Source organism: Halobellus rufus, from assembly GCF_000739575.1.
Classification (GTDB): Archaea; Halobacteriota; Halobacteria; order Halobacteriales; family Haloferacaceae; genus Haloquadratum; species Haloquadratum rufum.
Window position 1 is genome coordinate 135,154 of sequence record NZ_BBJO01000003.1, and the last position, 17,965, is coordinate 153,118.

Genomic DNA, 17,965 nt, shown 5'->3' on the forward strand with positions numbered 1-17,965 from the left:
GCTTTCGGGGCCTACTCGGCGGTTCGGCGCACCTGAACTTTCCCGCCGGTCGTGACCCCGACGAGCAGCGGCTCGCGGACCTCCCGACCCTGGATGGCGTCGCCGGCGGCGTCGGAGACGGCCTTCATCAGCTCCGGTGCGGTCCGGTTCACCTTCACGCCGGCCTCGTCGCAGGCGTCGTACACCTGCTTCGGGACGTCGTAGAGGTCGGTTCCCTTCTCGACGGCGATCTGCACCGGCGCGGCCAGCGCCTCCGCGAACGCGACGGTCTCGCGGGCCTTCTCGACGTTTCGGCGGGCGCTCGATTCCACGCTCGAGACGTTCGCGCGCGAGGTACCGAGCATCTCGGCGATGCGCGACTGCTGGATGCCGCGCTCGCGGAGTACCAGCACCTCGGCCTGCCGACGGGTCAACACGCTCTCATCGGGGTCGAATCCGACCTCCGACAGCGCGGCGTCGACGTCGAACGTCCCCGCGTCGTCCGACTCGGCCGACTCCACGCCGTCGCCTTCGCCATCAGCCATACCGTGTGTTTGCGCGGCGGCCGCAAAAAAGCTACAGAAGATGGACCGTCCGTCGCGTCGGTGAAAATGAGCGGTAGAAGTACCATCAGCAGGCGAGCGGCGCACGTCCGCGCGGCGGAGGTCGTCGGTCGAGACGGAGAGCAGACTGTCCGTTCGGTCTCGCCCGGTCGATGCGGCCGACTACCCGCCCCAGAAGTTGTCGCGACTTCCGAGCGCGGTCGGTCGTCCGCGGCCGCCGGTGTCGTCGGTGTCGTCGGTCCCGTCGTCCGCGTCGCCGTCGCCCGACTCGGTCGGTTCCTCGTCCTCCTCGTCGTCGACCGCGTCGGGGTCGAGCGGGAGCCGCTCGACGACCTTCTTCGCCGTCGCGTGGTTCGACTTCACGCGGTCGATTCGGACGACGGCGCGGGCCTCCGGCAGGAGGCCGTCGATCAGGACGATGAAGCCGTCATCCGTGCGGCCGACGCCCGAGCCGCTCTCGTGGATGTCGTCGACCTCGACGACGACCTCCTCGCCCGGCTTTACGGGCTGGGCCTTCAGGTCGCGGATCGGCTGTTCGTAGTTGTTACACCACTCCGCGCCGCCGCGGTCGCCGTAGTACTGACACCCCATCCCGTCGATTCGCTCCGAGTACCGGGGGCAGTCGTCGGCTAACGGACAGTCTGACATAGCGGGAGATACTTGACGGGCCGTCTAAACGCTTGCGGGTCTGCGAACCGGCCGCGACGCTGGTCGTTCGAGCGGCTGTGACGCCGTCCCGACGACCGGCTGTGACCCTGCCGTCAGGACCGCGACCGCAACGCTTTCTGCCGCCTCGCTCCGACTCGGTGTATGAGCCGTCGCGTCCCCGAGTTCGCGGTCCTCATCGGCATCTTCCTCGGGCTCTCGGTCGTTGTGACAGGCATCACACTCGGCTGGGGGCTCTACGCGACGGTCGTGCTCGGCGCGCTCGTCTCCTACCCGTTCGTCGGATTCGGGATCGTCCGCGACGACGACCCGGCGGCGACGCTCCGTCCGCGCTGGCTGCTCGCCGGTGGGGTCGTCGTCGCGGCCGCCGGTTCGCTCGGAGTCGTGCTCGAAGACCCCACGGCTGCCGGGCTGCTCCGAGCGGCGCTCGTCGGCCTCGTGCTCGTCGCGCCTCCGGCTGGGTACGCCGCGCACTTCGGGGCCGGCGTCAACCCCCTCTCGCCGCGGACGTCCGTCGCCGTCGGTGCGGCAACCGGAGTCGTGCTCGCAATTTCGGGCCCGCTCGTCGGCGAACCGCTCGTCGGCGTCGCCGCCGGCGTGCTCTGCGCGCTCGGCGCGGCGCTCTACGGGGCCGCGCGCGGCGTCGACTTCGAGCGCCGGACGAAGCGGCGCGCTGCGGCCGCCGGTGGGGTGGTCGGCCTCGGTATCGCGGCCGTCGGCGTCGTCACCGCCGGCCCGCTCGGCGAGTGGCTCCTCGTCGGGGTGGCCGTCGCGTTCGTCCCGAGCCTGTACGCGGCGCTGACGATGGATCGACGCGCGCGAGCTAAATAGCGGAGCGGCGAGACGAATCGCACTCGCGACGTCCCTACGCCAGCGGCGTCCGCTCGACCACCGTCCCAGTCCCACCTTTTGCGCTGCGCTCGCTGCGCTCGCTCGGCAAAAGCTGGACCAAAAGCCTCGCCTATCGGCTCGGCCGCTCGCGCGTACCGCGCTCGCGACGTCCCTACGCCAGCGGCGTCCGCTCGACCACAGTCCCGTCCGCGGTGGGGTACTGCTCGACGATCTCGCCCTCGGGAACGTCGCCCTCCTCGATCATCTCCTCTAAGAGCCACCACGCGACCTCGACGTGCTCGGACTTGACGGTGTAGAACTCCTCGGGGACGCCGAGGGCGTCTAACTCCTCGCTCCCGATCCACGTCTTGCCGTAGACGAGCGTCCCGTCGTCGGTCACCTCGTCGAACGGCCGGCGGATCGTCCGCGCCATCCGCTTGAGCCGGTTGCGGTGCTGGGCGGCGTCCTTGAACACGGAGGTGCAGAAGTACACGCGTTCGTGGTCGCCCATCGTTTCGAGGATCTCATCCTTGGAGCCGTCGACGGCGGACATGTGGCCCTCCTGCAGTTCGTAGCCCTCCTCCTGCATCCGTCGGTAGTTCCCGTCGCTCATCTCGAACTCGTTGACGTTGCAGAAGTCGGCCGCGCCCTCGTCGAGGAACTCCAGGAACTCCTCTTCGGCGCGGATGCCGGGGATCTCGAAGGCGGGCGTCAGGCCCTCCTCGCGGGCGACGTAGAGTATCTCCTCCCACTCGGTTCCGTGGAGGTCGCCCCACAGTTCGTACGGCGGGTGGAATCGGATCTCGTCGAGCCCCGCCTCCGAGAGGCGGCGCATATTCTCCCGACCGCCGGTGATCCCGGTGTAGAGGTGGGTGTGGTGGTCCTCGCCGAACTCGTCTTTCAAGAGCGAGAGGTAGTGACACGTCCGGTCGAGCGCCTCCTGCGGCTCGCCCCCGGTGATCGAGGTGCCGAGGGCGTCCATCCGGTGGGCCTCCTCGAGGACGTCGTCGTCGGACTCGACGAGGCGCTCGTTGGCGTAGACGTCGGTGACGTTCTTGCGGTTCTCGCCGAGCGGGCAGTAGAAGCAGTCGCGCTGGTCGCAGTACCCGTACACGAACAGGACCATCTTGCCGCCCTTCGCGCACTGCTCACAGCCCTTCGAGATCATTCTGTCGTACGGATTACCGGCCGGAGGCCCAAAAGTCGTGCTATCTAGACCGGCCGGAGATGCGACCTTCGCGAGTCACGCCGAGTCGATCGCGACGCTCCCGAAAACAGATATACCACGATGGCGTATCCCACGGCAGATGCTGTTGGTCCTCTGCGTCGACCTCGACGACGATCTCGGCCGCAAAACCGGGCTGGAGACGCCGGTCGTCGGCCGCGACGCCGTCGAATCCGCAGCCGTGGCGCTAGCGACGGCCGACCCCGAGGACTCCGACGTCAACGTGCTGTTTCAGGGGATCCACGAGCACGACGCCCTCGCCAGCGACCCCGGCGTCGACGAGGAAGTGACCGTCGCGGCGGTCACCGGCACGCAGGGGGGCGACGTGAAGGCCAACCGCGCGATCGGCGAGGAGATCGACCGCGTGCTGGCGGGGCTCTCGACCGGCGAGAACGTCAGCGCGATCGTCATCACCGACGGCGCGCAGGACGAATCGGTCCTGCCGATCATCCGATCGCGCGTCCCGATCGACAGCGTGCGCCGCGTCGTCGTCCGGCAGGCGCAGGACCTCGAATCGATCTACTACACGATGAAGCAGGTCCTCGCCGACCCGGAGACGCGCGGGACGATCCTCGTGCCGCTGGGGATCCTCCTCCTGATTTACCCGTTCGTCACGATCGCTAGCCTCTTCGACGTCCCCGGCGCGGTCGTGCTCGGATTCATCTCGGCGTTCCTCGGCCTGTACACCCTCTTTCGCGGCCTCGGGCTGGAGGACGCCGTCGACGACACCGCAGAGCGCGTCCGCGACGTGCTCTACGAGGGCCGCGTCACGCTCATCACGTACGTCGCCGCCGCGGCGCTCCTCGTCGTCGGCGGGTTCCGCGGATACGCCCTCGTCGAGACCCTCCGGGCCAGCGTCCCAAACGCGACGCCGCCGCTCGTCCTCGCGGCGCTCGTCCACGGCGCAGTCCAGTGGTTCGCCGCGGCCGGGGTCACCTCGAGCCTCGGGCAGGTGACCGACGAGTACCTCGCCGACCGGTTCAAGTGGCGCTACCTCAACGCGCCGTTCTACGTCGTCGCGATCGCGGTCGTGCTCTACGTCGTCTCGGGGTTCTTCCTCCCCCGTGGGATCGCCGGCGTCGAGTCGTTCTCGATGACGCAGCTGGCGATCGGCCTCACGGCCGGGACGCTGCTCGGCGTGTTCAGCACGCTCGCGTTCGCGATCGCGGAGTCGCGGTTTCCGACGGCCGCGGAGGCGACACAGGGCTGAAACGGGCGCGGGGTCGCCGACGCCGCGTCGTCGACGCCGTCAGCGCTCGCGGACGACGACGAACTCCGCGAGGTCTTCGAGGTATCCGAGCGGTTCGCTGTCGTCGACGCTCGAGGCCGCGAGCGCGTCGAGCGCCTGCTCGGACTGGTCGTGCGCGCGCTGGTTGGCCTCCTCGGCCGAGAGGCCGGTGACCTGCACCAGCGAGGGCCGGTCCATCTCCGCGTCCTGGCCGGTCGGCTTGCCGAGATCGTCCGGGTCCGCCGTCGCGTCGAGGACGTCGTCGCGGATCTGGAACGCGACGCCGACCCGCTCCGCGTACTCGCCGAACGCCTCGACGGTGAACGGGTCGGCGTCCGCCGCGACCGCGCCGAGTTCGGCTGCAGCGCGGAAGAGCGCGCCCGTCTTCCGGCGCGCGAGATCCATATACTCGCCCTCGTCGGTCGGCCGCGCGACGAGTTCGGTCGCCTCTCCCTCGCCGAGTTCGACCATCGACTCGGCGACGATCTGCGTCGCGTGGTCGTTCCGCGAGAGCAGCGCGAACGCCTCGCCCAAGAGGCCGTCGGAGGCGATGATCGCGGGCCCGTAGCCGTATTCGGCCCACGCGCTGGCCGTGCCGCGGCGGACGTCGGAGCGGTCGATGATGTCGTCGATGACGAGCGACGCGTTGTGGACCAGTTCGATCGCGACGGCGAAGTCGACCGCGTCGGCGGGTTCGCCGCCGCAGGCCTCGCAGGCGAGAACCGTGACTGCGGGGCGGACGCGCTTTCCGCCCGCCAGTGCGACGTGTGCGACCTCGTCGGATAGCTCCGGGGGGTCGACCGCCTCGATGACCTCCTCGAGGCGCGCCTCGACCAGCGACACCCGACGCTCCAGATACTCCATTACCCCTCGCTGAGGATGGGGCGGCAAAAGAGGTTCCGGAAAACGGTTCCCGAGAGGGGTCGGCTGGGTAGTCGATCGGTCGACGAGCGGTCGGCCCCGACGCCGACGAGGGGCCGTATCCGACGGGGTAGCGGCGTCCGACCGCCGTTCTCCGTCAGTCACGCACGGCGTCCTCGGTCACTCGTCGTCGGTCGACTCCTCGGCGTTCTCGGGGAGGGAGATGAGGTTCTCGCGTCCGAGCCGGAGCTTGTCAACTCTCCCGTTGTCGGCCATCGCCGACAGCAGCTGTGAGACCTTCGCGTCCGACCAGTCCGTCTCGTCGACGATGGTCGCCTGTTTCATCCGCCCGCCGTTCTGTTCGAGGAGATGTTCGACGCGCTCCTCGTCGGAGAGCAGCGACAGGTCCGGTTCGTCGCCGCCGTCCGACGCTCCGCCCGCTTCCGCGTGTTGGCCGGCCCCCTCGGTCGACTGCGTCGGCGCAGTGGGAGCGCCCGCGACTGTCTGCTCGTCGTCGGAGTGACCCGCCGGCGCGTCGGTGCCGCCGTTCAGTTCCGGGTTCTCGGTCGTCGAGGCCGGAGCCCGGTTCGCGGCTTCGGCCGTCGCGTCATCGGGCGGCGGCGACTCCCACGGGAGGGTGCGCGTCTCGCTGCGCTGGATGGCCCAGAAGCCGACCAGAAGCGTCACGACCACGAGGAACCCGCCGCCCGCGAGGAGTTCGATCGGGAGCTGTCCCGCGGGGCCGACGGCGGTGTACGTGACCTCGAGCGCCGCGTCCTCGCCCTCGAAGTCCGAGGGCTCTGCGAGGATGATCGCGCTCTCTCGCTGTTGGACGGCGATGCTCGTGCTTGTCACCGTGTAGCCGTCCGGCGGTCGGATGAGGATCTCCTGGTCGTCGTCGAAGATCGAGAGCCACGTCCGCTGCTCGTCGGCCTCGGCGGTCGGGAGCGTGAACACGTCGTCGAGGACGAGCGTCTCGTTCTGACCCTGTCGGAGGAAGTTCGTCCACCGGAACGTGAGCGCGAGCGTCCCGCGGTCGGCCTCCCCGTCGACCGAACTGTGGTACGTGACGTTCTCGATCGCCATCGGTCGCCCCGTGGACTCTCGCGCGCGCTGTTGCAGCGACTCGAACAGCCGCGCGTTCGGCCCGACGTCCGACTCGCCAGCCTCGTACTCCTCGGCGAGAGTCCGGAAGGCGCGCGTCTCGTTCTCGGAGTCGAGCGCGTAGTGCGTCTCGATGCGCCACTCGGCGCTGCGATCGGACTGGAGATCGATCTCGACCGTCGTCCGCGCAGGTTCGTCGTCGGTCACCTGTGAGACGCCGTCCGGGGAGCCGATCGCGTCGACGCGGTCCGAGAGTCGATCGGGCGCTGTCGTCCGCGACAGCGAGTCCGACGGACCGGAATCGTCGACCGCGAGGGCGGTGGCTGGAGCGACGGCGGCGAGGACGAGGAGGAGGGCAACCAACGGCGCGGACGTCCGCATTTGCTGGGAGTGCACGTGGAACGCTCAAAACGCTTTCCATCGTGGGAGTCTCCCTCACCCGTCGGCCGGTAGGACGACGTTAGAAATCACTCGACGCGAGTCCCCGGCCAATCGAACGACGAGCGGGAGTCCACCCGAGAAATGGCGCGTTTTAATAACGACCCGAGAATACGCTTCCCGTATGCGCGCTGCCGCCCTCTCACTCGCCCTCCTCCTGGTGCTCTCCGCCGTCGCCGGCGCGGTTCCGGCGCTTCCGGACGACGGCGCGGGACCGCCCGCCAGCGACGCGTCCGACCTCCGAACGTCTGCCCCGCTGCAGGTCTCGTCACCGAACGGAACCGACGGCGAACCGGCGCTGAACGTTCTCGGGGTCCCGCCGGGAGTGGCGGCCCGGAGCACGCTGGAAACCGAGTACGTCGAACTCGGAAGCGGCCTGGCGTTCGGGTCGAAGACCGCTGACTTCCGCCTGGAAACGGCGTCGATCGTCGAGCGGATCGAATCCGCCGAGACGACCGACAGGCGACAGCAGTACCTGCTGCAGGAGGTCAGCGCGATCGAAGAGCGATCGGTCACCTTGCGGTCCCAGCAGCGACAGGTGATCGCGTCGTACGGCGACGGGGAGATCACGCCCAGACGGCTGCTGTACGAGCTCGCGCTGATCGACGCCGAGGCGCGGGAGCTCCAGCAGCGCCGCGACCGACTCCAGTCGCTCGTCGATTCGACGCCGGGGTTCAGTATCTCCTCCTCGCGCTTCGGGAACATCGAACTGGAACTGAACACGCTCACCGGCCCCGTCCGCAGTCACGCGGGGGCGGTGCTGAGCGGTGAGGCGGCGTCGACGCGCTTCTTCGTCCAGTCCGGACCCGACAGCGTCGAACTGGCCGTCGTCCGCAACGACACGTACGTCCGCGAGACGTACCGCGGGGCGCTCCGCGTCGGGAACGGCAACTCGTTCTCGCTGGGCGACGCGGTCAACGCGACCGAGCAGGCGTACCCGACGATCACCGACCTCCGAGTCCGCGACGACGTCGTCGGTAACCCCGAGAGCGACAGTACGCGCGTGAGCATCGAACACGAGCGCGGACGGCTGGTCGCGTTCGTCGACAGCGGGAGCGAGCGCGTGTTCAAGGAGTACCAGTACCGTCCGATCGATCAGGTGACGACGACGTCGTCGGTCTCGGCGGTCAAAGACGGACTAGAGTTGACCGCTCACCGGACGTATCCGGGCGGTCCGGTCCGGTTGCAGCTCAACAGCACATCGAGCGACGACCCGGTCGACGCGCAACTCACGGTCGGGCCCCCCGCCGGGCAGAGCTCCGTCGTGGGACGAACCGGGGGCGACGGGTCGCTGTGGACGCTCGCGCCGTCCGGGACCTATCAGGTGACGGCGATCGACGGGAGCTCCGTCGTCGTGCTCTCGGTCGAGCCGACGCGGACGCCGCTCGTCTACGGCGCGGTCAACGACAGCGCGATGGAAGGCGAGACCGAGACGATAACGCCGACCGACTGAACCGTCGCCGCGGTTCGACCGGGCAGCGCCCGGCGGCGGCGCAGGCCGAACGTTCTTATCCCATCGGGCGGCCAGCGCCCCCGTGTCTTCCCGCGCATCGGCCTCGGTGATCGGTATCGTGCTGCTCCTCCTCGTCGGCGTCGTGCTCGGCAGCGTCGTCGCCGCGGGTGCGGAGGCGGTCGCGTCGGCGACGGGCGAACCGGGGATCGCGGGCGGCGCGGCCTCGGCCTCGGACGCGGCGGTGGAGACGGTCGCCCTGTCGCTCCGACTCGACGGCGACGCGGTCGCCGTGACCCACGAGCGCGGGACGGCGCTTCCGCTCGACGACGTTCGGCTCGTCGTCGCGATCGACGGGGAGCGACTCCGGTACCAACCGCCCGTCCCGTTCTTCGCCGCGACGGGGTTTCGCGGCGGCCCGACGGGCCCGTTCAACCTCGCGAGCGACGGGGTGTGGGCAGAGGGAGAGACGGGGTCGTTCCGCGTCGCCGGGACCAACGATCCGCAAGTGCGGCCGGGGAGGACGGTCTCGGTGACGCTCTACGTCGAATCCGCGAGAGTTGGTGTGGTGCGGGGGACCGTCGATTGAGCGGTGTCCTGCGCCTGAGTCGGTCGGGGCTGTGAGGGGTTATTCCTCGGGCGCACGCGCGATGGTCGTGATCGCTCGGGGGCTCCCGGGGTAGGCCTGCTGGATGTGGTGTTCGATGTCGACGAAGCCCGCCTCCTCGAACATCCGCTGGGCCTCCGCCTCGTCGTAGAAGAGCATGATCGCGTCCGCGAGGTGCTGGAAGAGGCGGTTGTTCGGGTAGTCGGGGCCGACGACGAGGACCGTGTGACCCGGCTTCACGACGCGCCGGAACTCCTCGAGCGCGGCGACCGGGTTCGGCCAGTACTCGATGGAACCGGAGGACCAGACGGCGTCGAAGGAGTCGTCGGCGAAGGGGAGCCGTTCGGCGTCGCCGCGATAAAAGCGCACGCGGTCGCGCGAACCGAACTTCTCGAACGCCTTCTCCATCTGGTGGCGGCTCTGATCGAGGCCGTGTACGTCGTCGGTGTAGCGGAGCAGACCCTCGGTCGCGAAGCCGGTCCCGCAACCGACGTCGAGCACGCGGTCGCCCCGCTGGAGGTCGAACCACTCCAGCGCCTCGTCGCGCATCGCCTCGTTCCAGATGAACGGGTTGATGCGGTCGTAGACCTTCGAGAGGTACTTGTAGAACAGGCGCGCGTTGGCCTTGTCTTCGAGGACACCCATCGGTCGGCGGTTAGCACGGGAGAATCATAACGGTGCGGATCCGTCGCCGACGACACGCCGGAAACAGGACAGTCACGTCGGAGAACCGAACGGTTGGCGAGAGTGTTCCGCAAACACCTTATACGCCGCTTGCGCAACGTTTCGGTGATACGAGTATGCCGAGACCAGAGGTTCTCGAACGGATCAAAACGGCGGAATCCGAGGCCGAAGACATCGTGAAACAGGCCGAGGAGGATCGCGACGAGCGAATCGAGGAGGCTCGACGCGAAGCCGAGGAGATCCGCGCCGACGCAGAGACCGAGGCGGACGAGTACGAGTCCGAGCGACTCGCCGAGGCCCGCGAGGAGATCGAGGCCGAGCGGGAGGAACTCATCGAGGAGGGCAAAGAAGCGCGCGAGAAGCTGGTCGCGTCCGCCGAGGAGAACGCCGACGAGGCGGTCGAATACGCGATCAGTCAGTTCGAGGAGGCGGTACATGCTCAGACCTGAGCAGATGAGCAAGGTCTCGGTGACGGGATCGAAGGCCGTGATGGACGAGGTCATCGAGACCGCCCACGGCCTGAACCTCCTGCACGTCACCGAGTACGACGGATCCTGGGACGGCTTCGACCCCGGCGACCCCGTCGAGGGAGCCGAGGAGTCCTCCGACCGACTCGTCACGGTTCGTTCCTTAGAGAGCATTCTCGACGTCGACGCCGACGACGCCGGCCCGACCCGGATCGTCACAGACGAGGCGCTCGACGAGGAACTCGAGGAGATCCGCACGCGGGTCAACGAACTCGACGACCGCCGACAGGGGCTCCGCCAGGAGATCAGAACGCTCGAAGAGCGCCTCGACGGCATCGAGCCGTTCGTCGACCTCGGCATCGACCTCGACCTGCTGTCGGGGTACGATTCGCTGCAGGTCGCCGTCGGCTCCGGCGACCGCGACGCCATCGAGCGCGCGGTCATCGACGCCGACGATCTCCGTTCCCACGAGGTCTTCGACGGAGACGGCGTCCTCGGCATCTTCGCGCGACCGACCGACGACGCCGACGACTCGGCGCTCGTCGACGCGCTGGTGAGCGCCGATTTCAGCGCCTACGAGATCCCGGACGGCGAGGGCAGCCCCAGCGACTACAAGGCTGAGCTCGAACACGAGAAACAGCAGCTCGAGTCGAAGCTCGCGACCGTCGAGAACGAACTCGAGTCCGAGAAGATGGACGCCGCGGGCTTCCTCTTGGCCGCCGAGGAGAAGCTCTCGATCGACGTCCAGAAGACCGAAGCGCCGCTGTCGTTCGCGACGACGGAGAACGCGTTCGTCGCCGAGGGGTGGATCCCCTCCGAGCGCTACACCGAGTTCAAGAGCGCGATCAAAGACGCCGTCGGCGAGCGCGTCGAGATCGAAGAGCTCGAACGAGCGAAGTTCTCGAAGGACGGGACCGACCACGTCCGCGAGGAGGTCGCCGCTGGCGGTGCCGGCGGCGCGGCCGCGGCCGCAGACGGGGGCTCGGAGGCGCGCGCCGACGGCGGCAGCGCAGTCGTGATGGAGAACGACGAGCCGCCGACGGTGCAGGACAACCCCGGCGCGGTCAAGCCGTTCGAGATCCTCGTGCAGGCGGTCAACCGCCCGAGCTACTACGAGTTCGACCCGACGATCATCCTCTTTCTGACGTTCCCGGCGTTCTTCGGGTTCATGATCGGGGACCTCGGGTACGGGATCATCTACACCGCGATCGGCTACTACCTCTACACCAACTTCGCCGACCGCCCGGCGTTCCGGAGCATGGGCGGCGTGACGATCGCAGCGGGGATCTTCACGGTGATCTTCGGGATCCTCTACGGCGAACTGTTCGGCCTCCACGTCATCTCGACGTACTTCTGGGAGGGCGCGCTCGGAATGGCGCACCCGCCCATCGAGAAGGGCCTCTCGCCCGCGGGCGTCGACTGGGCCCGCGGCTGGCTCGTCGTGAGCGTCCTCATCGGCATCTTCCACCTCAACGTCGCGTGGATCTTCGGCTTCGTCGAGGACTACCAGCTGCACGACCTCGAGCACGCGGTCTACGAGAACGGCTCGTGGTTGCTGATGATGAACGGCCTGTGGGTGTGGGTCTTCAGCGACGCGCTCAGTAGCGTCGCCCCCGGCTTCCTCTACACGACGTTCTCCAGCGAGGGCGTCATCCCGCTCGGCTTCAGCGGCTTCCCGGCGATGGAGGTTTTCACCATCCCCGGCGTCGGGCCGATCACGGTCCCGCTCCTCGTGTTCATCGCCGGCCTCGTCCTGCTCGCGGTCGGTGAACCGATCGAGGTCGTCGAGTTCCTGAACGTCCTCGTGAACGTCCTCTCGTACACGCGTATCGCCGCGGTGCTGCTCGCGAAGGCGGGGATGGCCTTCACGGTCAACCTCCTGTTCTTCGGCGTGTACGTCGACGACCACGGCGGCTGGCACTTCGGGCTCACCGGGATGCCGGACGCGGAGGCCGTCGCGGCGCTCGGACAGGGTGAGACCCTGAGCTACCACGGCTACGAGGTAACCGAGATCATGTTCGGCGGGCTCGTCCACGGCGACGCCGCGACGATCCTGGTCGGACTGCTCGTGCTCGTGCTCGGCCACCTGCTCGTGCTCGCGCTGGGCGTCACGAGCGCCGGCCTGCAGGCGGTGCGTCTCGAGTACGTCGAGTTCTTCAACAAGTTCTTCGACGGCGGCGGCCGCGAGTACGAACCGTTCGGCTACGAGCGACGCTTTACCACCGAAGACTGACGAGAGTGGCGCCGGGCGGCCACCGCGGCCGCCGGGTCCGTTCGAGAACCTCCGCGCCGGTGCGGACAGCCGTGCAACTCATTCTCAAATCGCACGAATATCGGCGATTCTGGGCGCTTCGCACCGGATCCGGCGAGTTAGTTTGGGAAGCTTTATGAGATACGTGGGTTCAATTACGCACGTTCGGAGACGACTATCCGGTCAACACTACCAACAATGTTCGAAGCACTCCTACAGCAGGCAGAAGCTGCCCCGGCTCTTGAACCAACCGCCGCCGCCGCACTCGCGGTCGGTCTCGCGGCATTCGGCGCAGGGTATGCAGAGCGCGGTATCGGCGCGGCCGCGATGGGAGCCATCGCGGAAGACGACAGTCTCTTCGTCAACGGTCTGATCCTGACCGTCCTGCCGGAGACGCTCGTCATCCTCGCGCTCGTCGTCGTATTCCTGGTCTGAACGCCCCCCGCTCTTTCCATCAATGAGTTTGGACAACGTCGTCGAAGACATCCGAGACGAAGCCCGCGCGCGTGCGGAGGAGATTCGCGAGCAGGGCGAGCGTCGCGCCGAGGACATCGTCGAGACGGCAGAGACTGACGCCGAGGAACTCCTCGAAGCGCGAAAGGAGTCCGTCGAGCGCCAGATCGAGCAGGAGCGCGAACAGGCGCTGTCGAGCGCGAAGCTCGAAGCGAAGCAAGAACGGCTCGAAGCCCGACGCGACGTCCTCGAAGACGTCCGCAGCCGAGTCGAAGACGAACTGGCCTCGCTCCCCGAGGAGAAGCGCGAGGAGCTGACTCGCGCGCTGCTCGAGGACGCGACCGCCGAGTTCGACGAGGGCGAGTCCGTGTCGGTCTACGGACGAGCCGACGACGCTGACCTGCTCGAAACCCTCTGCGAGGAGTACGACGGATTCGAGTACGCCGGGGAGTACGACTGCCTCGGCGGCGTCGTCGTCGAAGGCGCGGACTCCCGCGTTCGGGTGAACAACACCTTCGACTCCGTGCTCGGAAGCGTCTGGGAGAACAACCTCAAGAACGTCAGCGAGAGACTGTTCGACCAATGAGCACCGCCGGCGGTTCCAACCCCGAGTACGTGACGGCCCGCGTCAGAGCGCGCCGAAGCGCGCTCTACGGGGACGAAGAGTACCGCAAACTGATTCGGATGGGGCCGGCCGAGATCGCTCGGTTCATGGAGGAGTCCGACTACGAGGACGAGATCAACGCCCTCGGCTCGCGGCACTCCGGCGTCGACCTCATCGAGTACGCCCTCAACCGCAACCTCGCGAAGCAGTTCGACGACCTGCTGCGCTGGGCCGACGGTCGACTGTACGACCTGATCGCGCGGTACCTGCGGAAGTTCGACGCGTGGAACGTCAAGACGGTCATCCGGGGCATCTACTCCGAGGCCGACCGCGACGCCATCGCGGACGACCTGATCCGGGCCGGCGAGTTCGACGAGGACCTGCTCGATCAGCTGCTCGACGCGCCGACCATCGAGGACGTCGTCGACCGCCTGTCGGGGACGATCTTCGGGAACGACCTCGAAGACGCCTACGAGGATTACGAGGACACCGGCGTCCTCGTTCCCCTCGAAAACGCGATCGACAGGACGTACTACGAACACCTGCTGGAGGGGCTCGTCGTCGACGAGGCCACCCAGCAGTACCGCGAGTTCCTCGAGGCCGAGATCGACTTCCGGAACGCGCGGAACGCGCTGCGGCTCGCACAGAGCGGCGCGGACATCGACCCCGCCGACTACTACATCGACGGGGGCTCGCTGTTCACCGCGAGCGAGCTCGCGACGCTGTCGCAGAACCGCGACGAACTCGTCACGAAGATCCGCGAGTCCAAGTACGGTGACGACCTCTCGGCCGCGCTCGACGAACTCGAGTCCGCGGAGAGCCTCATCAACTTCGAGCGGGCCCTCGACATCGCCCTGCTCGAGTACACGGACGCGCTCGGGCACGTCTTCCCCCTGTCGATCACGCCGATCGCGTCGTACATCCTCGCGAAGGAGCGCGAAGTCGACAACATCCGCGCGATCGCGCGCGGACGCGAGGCGGGCCTCCCCGAGGAGCAGATCGAACAGGAGCTGGTGATCCTATGAGCCAGGAGATCGCCGTCGTCGGCAGTCCGGACTTCACCACCGGGTTCCGCCTCGCGGGCGTCCGGAAGTTCGAGACCGTCGCCGACGACGAGAAGGACGAACAGCTCGACGAGGCCGTCAGCGGAGTGCTCGAAGACGACGACGTCGGCATCGTGGTGATGCACGACGACGATCTCGAGTACCTCTCGCGGAACGTCCGCAACGACGTCGAGACCAGCATCGAACCGACGCTGGTCACCCTCGGCGGCGGCGCGGGCGCGGGCGGCCTCCGAGACCAGATCAAGCGAGCCATCGGAATCGATCTGATGGAGGAGGACAACTAATTTATGAGTCAGACAGAGCAAGCCGTCCGCGAAGACGGCATCATCGCGAGCGTGAGTGGTCCCGTCGTGACCGCCCGCGATCTCGACGCCCGAATGAACGACGTCGTCTACGTGGGCGACGAGGGTCTGATGGGCGAAGTCATCGAGATCGAAGGCGACATCACGACGATCCAAGTGTACGAAGAGACCTCCGGGATCGGCCCCGGCGAGCCCGTCGAGAACACCGGCGAGCCGCTGAGCGTCGATCTCGGCCCCGGGCTTCTCGACACCATCTACGACGGCGTCCAGCGTCCGCTGGACGTCCTCGAGGACAAGATGGGGAGCCCCTACCTCGACCGCGGCGTCGACGCGCCGGGGATCGAACTCGACAAGCAGTGGGAGTTCGAGCCCACCGTCGAGGAGGGCGACGAGGTCGGCCGCGGCGACATCGTCGGCGTCGTCGAGGAGACGATCACCATCGACCACAAGGTGATGGTCCCGCCGGACGCCCTCGAGGAGGACGAGATGGCGGAAGTCGTCGCCGTCGAGTCGGGGTCGTTCACCGTCGAGGAGACGGTCGTCGAACTCGACAACGGCGAGGACGTCACGATGCTGCAGGAGTGGCCGGTCCGCGAGGCCCGACCCACCGTCGAGAAGAAGACCCCGCGGACGCCGCTCGTCTCCGGGCAGCGGATCCTCGACGGCCTGTTCCCGATCGCGAAGGGCGGGACGGCCGCGATTCCGGGGCCGTTCGGCTCCGGGAAGACGGTCACCCAGCACCAGCTCGCGAAGTACGCCGACGCCGACATCATCATCTACGTCGGCTGCGGCGAGCGCGGCAACGAGATGACCGAGGTCATCGACGACTTCCCGGAGCTCGAGGACCCCTCGACCGGGAACCCGCTGATGGCCCGGACGTCGCTCATCGCGAACACGTCGAACATGCCCGTCGCCGCGCGCGAGTCGTGCGTCTACACGGGAATCACCATCGCGGAGTTCTACCGCGACATGGGATACGACGTCGCGCTGATGGCCGACTCCACCTCGCGGTGGGCCGAGGCGATGCGCGAGATCTCCTCCCGACTCGAGGAGATGCCCGGCGAGGAGGGGTACCCCGCGTACCTCGCCGCCCGGCTCTCGCAGTTCTACGAGCGCGCCGGCTACTTCGAGAACGTCAACGGGACCGAGGGGTCGGTCTCGGCGATCGGCGCGGTGTCGCCACCGGGCGGCGACTTCTCCGAGCCGGTCACGCAGAACACGCTGCGCATCGTGAAGACGTTCTGGGCGCTCGACGCCGACCTCGCAGAGCGCCGGCACTTCCCCTCGATCAACTGGAACGAGTCCTACTCGCTGTACAAGGACCAGCTCGACCCCTGGTTCCAGGAGGAAGTCTCCGACGACTGGCCCGAGAAGCGCCAGTGGGCGGTCGACGTCCTCGACGAGGAGGCCGAACTGCAGGAGATCGTTCAGCTCGTCGGCAAGGACGCGCTGCCGGAGGACCAGCAGCTGACGCTGGAAATCGCGCGCTACCTGCGTGAGGCGTACCTCCAGCAGAACGCGTTCCACCCGGTCGACACCTACTGTCCGCCGGAGAAGACGTACCTGATGTTGACCACGATCGAGACGTTCCACGACGAGGCGTTCGACGCCCTCGAAGCGGGCGTTCCGGTCGAGGAGATCATCGACATCGACTCCGCGCCGCAGATCAACCGGATCGGCGTCCAGGAGGACTACGAGGAGTACGTCGAGGAACTCAAATCGGACATCACGGACGAACTCCGGAGTCTCTACTAACAATGAAAGAGTACCAAACTATCACCGAGATCAGCGGCCCGCTGGTGTTCGCCGAGGTCGACGAGGCGATCGGGTACGACGAGATCGTCGAGATCGAGACGGCCCAAGGCGAGACGCTGCGCGGTCAGGTGCTCGAATCCTCGGAGGGCGTCGTCGCCATCCAGGTGTTCGAGGGCACCAGCGGTATCGACCAGCACGCATCGGTTCGCTTCCTTGGCGAGACGATGAAGATGCCCGTCACCGAGGACCTCCTCGGTCGGGTCCTCGACGGTTCCGGCCGACCGATCGACGGCGGCCCGGACATCGTCCCCGAGGAGCGACAAGACATCGTCGGCGCGGCGATCAACCCCTACTCCCGGGAGTACCCCGAGGAGTTCATCGAGACCGGGGTCTCGGCCATCGACGGGATGAACACGCTCGTCCGCGGCCAGAAGCTCCCGATCTTCTCGAGTTCGGGCCAGCCGCACAGCGAACTGGCGATGCAGATCGCCCGGCAGGCCAGCGTGCCCGAGGAGGAAGAGGGTGAAGGCGAAGGTTCGGAGTTCGCCGTCATCTTCGGCGCGATGGGGATCACGGCCGAGGAGGCCAACGAGTTCATGCAGGACTTCGAGCGCACCGGCGCACTGGAGCGCTCCGTGGTCTTCATGAACCTCGCGGACGACCCCGCCGTCGAGCGGACGGTCACCCCGCGGATGGTCCTGACGACGGCGGAGTACCTCGCCTTCGAGAAGGACTACCACGTGCTCGTCATCCTGACGGACATGACCAACTACTGCGAGGCGCTCCGCGAGATCGGTGCGGCTCGCGAGGAGGTCCCGGGCCGACGTGGCTACCCCGGGTACATGTACACCGACCTGGCGCAACTGTACGAGCGCGCCGGCCGGATCGAAGGGCGCGAAGGGTCGGTCACGCAGATTCCGATTCTCACGATGCCCGGCGACGACGACACCCACCCGATCCCGGACCTGACGGGGTACATCACGGAGGGGCAGATCTACGTCGACCCCGACCTCAACAGTCAGGGACTGCAGCCCCCGGTGAACGTCCTTCCGAGCCTGTCGCGACTGATGGACGACGGCATCGGCGAGGGGCTCACCCGTGCGGATCACGCCGACGTCTCCGACCAGATGTACGCGGCGTACGCGGAGGGCGAGGACCTGCGCGACCTCGTGAACATCGTCGGCCGCGAGGCGCTGTCGGAGCGTGACAACAAGTACCTCGACTTCGCCGAGCGCTTCGAGGAGGAGTTCATCGACCAGGGCTTCGACACGAACCGCGAACTCGAAGAGACGCTCGAGATCGGCTGGGAACTCCTCTCGATGCTGCCGAAGGAGGAACTCAACCGCGTCGACGAGGACTTCATCGAGGAGTACTACCACGAGGACGCGACCGACGCCGACAACACCGAAACCGAAGCGACGGCCGACTGATCG

The 17,965-nt window shown here is 67.6% G+C and carries 18 protein-coding genes; 12 read left to right on the top strand and 6 right to left on the bottom strand.

The annotated features are described in order from the left end of the window. Positions 1-11 precede the first annotated feature (11 nt). Together ACP99_RS02505 and ACP99_RS02510 are read right to left on the bottom strand one after the other, a co-directional pair. A complete protein-coding gene (locus tag ACP99_RS02505) occupies positions 12-524 on the bottom strand; it encodes a Tfx family DNA-binding protein (RefSeq protein ID WP_049985080.1) in 513 nt (170 codons plus the stop codon). A 180-nt stretch (positions 525-704) separates the two neighbouring features. Then, the gene (locus ACP99_RS02510) at positions 705-1,190 is read right to left on the bottom strand and encodes a TRAM domain-containing protein (RefSeq protein ID WP_049985081.1); all 486 of its coding nucleotides are present in this window, start codon (positions 1,188-1,190) and stop codon (positions 705-707) included. 162 nt (positions 1,191-1,352) lie between these two features. On the opposite strand from ACP99_RS02510, the gene ACP99_RS02515 reads away from it, so the two are divergent. Then, entirely contained in the window at positions 1,353-2,039 is a 687-nt protein-coding gene (locus tag ACP99_RS02515; RefSeq protein WP_049985082.1) for a hypothetical protein, read from the top strand. A gap of 172 nt (positions 2,040-2,211) precedes the next feature. On the opposite strand, the gene ACP99_RS02520 is transcribed toward ACP99_RS02515, so the two are convergent. Further along, positions 2,212-3,207: a radical SAM protein gene (locus ACP99_RS02520; protein ID WP_049985083.1), complete on the bottom strand. Its 996-nt coding sequence runs from the start codon at positions 3,205-3,207 to the stop codon at positions 2,212-2,214. A 139-nt stretch (positions 3,208-3,346) separates the two neighbouring features. Between ACP99_RS02520 and ACP99_RS02525 the strand changes: the two genes are divergently transcribed. Then, a complete protein-coding gene (locus ACP99_RS02525) occupies positions 3,347-4,474 on the top strand; it encodes a DUF373 family protein (RefSeq protein WP_049985084.1) in 1,128 nt (375 codons plus the stop codon). Between the two features lie 39 nt (positions 4,475-4,513). Here ACP99_RS02525 and ACP99_RS02530 read toward each other — a convergent pair whose 3' ends face one another. Then, complete coding sequence (locus ACP99_RS02530) at positions 4,514-5,356, bottom strand: polyprenyl synthetase family protein (protein ID WP_049985085.1); 843 nt, start codon at positions 5,354-5,356, stop codon at positions 4,514-4,516. A 177-nt stretch (positions 5,357-5,533) separates the two neighbouring features. Beyond that, on the bottom strand, positions 5,534-6,838 hold the full coding sequence (locus ACP99_RS02535; RefSeq protein ID WP_049985086.1) for a helix-turn-helix transcriptional regulator: 1,305 nt from the start codon (positions 6,836-6,838) through the stop codon (positions 5,534-5,536). A 181-nt stretch (positions 6,839-7,019) separates the two neighbouring features. Between ACP99_RS02535 and ACP99_RS02540 the strand changes: the two genes are divergently transcribed. Further along, complete coding sequence (locus ACP99_RS02540; protein ID WP_049985087.1) at positions 7,020-8,348, top strand: DUF7096 domain-containing protein; 1,329 nt, start codon at positions 7,020-7,022, stop codon at positions 8,346-8,348. Between the two features lie 82 nt (positions 8,349-8,430). Next, entirely contained in the window at positions 8,431-8,934 is a 504-nt protein-coding gene (locus ACP99_RS02545) for a hypothetical protein (protein WP_081927061.1), read from the top strand. A 39-nt stretch (positions 8,935-8,973) separates the two neighbouring features. Here the strand turns inward: ACP99_RS02545 and ACP99_RS02550 are convergent, their stop codons facing one another. Then, positions 8,974-9,597 (bottom strand): methyltransferase domain-containing protein, encoded by a 624-nt coding sequence (locus tag ACP99_RS02550; RefSeq protein ID WP_049985089.1) that lies wholly within the window; start codon positions 9,595-9,597, stop codon positions 8,974-8,976. A 155-nt stretch (positions 9,598-9,752) separates the two neighbouring features. Here ACP99_RS02550 and ahaH point away from each other — a divergent pair, with 155 nt between their 5' ends. The 8 genes from ahaH (at position 9,753) to ACP99_RS02590 (ending at position 17,962) form a co-directional block, all read left to right on the top strand. After that, positions 9,753-10,085: an ATP synthase archaeal subunit H gene (gene ahaH, locus ACP99_RS02555; protein ID WP_049985090.1), complete on the top strand. Its 333-nt coding sequence runs from the start codon at positions 9,753-9,755 to the stop codon at positions 10,083-10,085. After that, a complete protein-coding gene (locus ACP99_RS02560; RefSeq protein ID WP_049985091.1) occupies positions 10,072-12,336 on the top strand; it encodes a V-type ATP synthase subunit I in 2,265 nt (754 codons plus the stop codon). Before ahaH ends, ACP99_RS02560 begins: the two co-directional genes overlap by 14 nt. Before the next feature lie 216 nt (positions 12,337-12,552). Then, positions 12,553-12,789, top strand: a complete 237-nt coding sequence (locus ACP99_RS02565; RefSeq protein ID WP_049985092.1) for an ATP synthase subunit K — start codon at positions 12,553-12,555, stop codon at positions 12,787-12,789. A 22-nt stretch (positions 12,790-12,811) separates the two neighbouring features. Beyond that, positions 12,812-13,393, top strand: coding sequence for a V-type ATP synthase subunit E (locus ACP99_RS02570; protein WP_049985093.1), 582 nt, complete (start codon positions 12,812-12,814; stop codon positions 13,391-13,393). Beyond that, positions 13,390-14,436: a V-type ATP synthase subunit C gene (locus ACP99_RS02575; protein ID WP_049985094.1), complete on the top strand. Its 1,047-nt coding sequence runs from the start codon at positions 13,390-13,392 to the stop codon at positions 14,434-14,436. Before ACP99_RS02570 ends, ACP99_RS02575 begins: the two co-directional genes overlap by 4 nt. Then, entirely contained in the window at positions 14,433-14,759 is a 327-nt protein-coding gene (locus ACP99_RS02580) for a V-type ATP synthase subunit F (RefSeq protein ID WP_049985095.1), read from the top strand. The genes ACP99_RS02575 and ACP99_RS02580 overlap by 4 nt, the downstream gene beginning before the upstream one ends. A 3-nt stretch (positions 14,760-14,762) precedes the next feature. Next, complete coding sequence (locus ACP99_RS02585; protein WP_049985096.1) at positions 14,763-16,532, top strand: ATP synthase subunit A; 1,770 nt, start codon at positions 14,763-14,765, stop codon at positions 16,530-16,532. A 2-nt stretch (positions 16,533-16,534) separates the two neighbouring features. Continuing rightward, a complete protein-coding gene (locus tag ACP99_RS02590) occupies positions 16,535-17,962 on the top strand; it encodes a V-type ATP synthase subunit B (protein ID WP_049985097.1) in 1,428 nt (475 codons plus the stop codon). The last annotated feature ends 3 nt before the right edge of the window (positions 17,963-17,965 follow it).

Excerpts from the sequence above, each read along its gene's own strand:
- ACP99_RS02580 (WP_049985095.1), top strand. The coding sequence starts at position 14,433 with ATGAGCCAGGAGATCGCCGTCGTCGGCAGTCCGGACTTCACCACCGGG.
- ACP99_RS02505 (WP_049985080.1), bottom strand. The coding sequence starts at position 524 with ATGGCTGATGGCGAAGGCGACGGCGTGGAGTCGGCCGAGTCGGACGAC.
- ACP99_RS02520 (WP_049985083.1), bottom strand. The coding sequence starts at position 3,207 with ATGATCTCGAAGGGCTGTGAGCAGTGCGCGAAGGGCGGCAAGATGGTC.
- ACP99_RS02535 (WP_049985086.1), bottom strand. The coding sequence starts at position 6,838 with ATGCGGACGTCCGCGCCGTTGGTTGCCCTCCTCCTCGTCCTCGCCGCC.
- ACP99_RS02510 (WP_049985081.1), bottom strand. The coding sequence starts at position 1,190 with ATGTCAGACTGTCCGTTAGCCGACGACTGCCCCCGGTACTCGGAGCGA.
- ahaH (WP_049985090.1), top strand. The coding sequence starts at position 9,753 with ATGCCGAGACCAGAGGTTCTCGAACGGATCAAAACGGCGGAATCCGAG.
- ACP99_RS02585 (WP_049985096.1), top strand. The coding sequence starts at position 14,763 with ATGAGTCAGACAGAGCAAGCCGTCCGCGAAGACGGCATCATCGCGAGC.
- ACP99_RS02570 (WP_049985093.1), top strand. The coding sequence starts at position 12,812 with ATGAGTTTGGACAACGTCGTCGAAGACATCCGAGACGAAGCCCGCGCG.
- ACP99_RS02565 (WP_049985092.1), top strand. The coding sequence starts at position 12,553 with ATGTTCGAAGCACTCCTACAGCAGGCAGAAGCTGCCCCGGCTCTTGAA.
- ACP99_RS02525 (WP_049985084.1), top strand. The coding sequence starts at position 3,347 with ATGCTGTTGGTCCTCTGCGTCGACCTCGACGACGATCTCGGCCGCAAA.
- ACP99_RS02590 (WP_049985097.1), top strand. The coding sequence starts at position 16,535 with ATGAAAGAGTACCAAACTATCACCGAGATCAGCGGCCCGCTGGTGTTC.
- ACP99_RS02550 (WP_049985089.1), bottom strand. The coding sequence starts at position 9,597 with ATGGGTGTCCTCGAAGACAAGGCCAACGCGCGCCTGTTCTACAAGTAC.
- ACP99_RS02515 (WP_049985082.1), top strand. The coding sequence starts at position 1,353 with ATGAGCCGTCGCGTCCCCGAGTTCGCGGTCCTCATCGGCATCTTCCTC.
- ACP99_RS02575 (WP_049985094.1), top strand. The coding sequence starts at position 13,390 with ATGAGCACCGCCGGCGGTTCCAACCCCGAGTACGTGACGGCCCGCGTC.
- ACP99_RS02530 (WP_049985085.1), bottom strand. The coding sequence starts at position 5,356 with ATGGAGTATCTGGAGCGTCGGGTGTCGCTGGTCGAGGCGCGCCTCGAG.
- ACP99_RS02560 (WP_049985091.1), top strand. The coding sequence starts at position 10,072 with ATGCTCAGACCTGAGCAGATGAGCAAGGTCTCGGTGACGGGATCGAAG.
- ACP99_RS02540 (WP_049985087.1), top strand. The coding sequence starts at position 7,020 with ATGCGCGCTGCCGCCCTCTCACTCGCCCTCCTCCTGGTGCTCTCCGCC.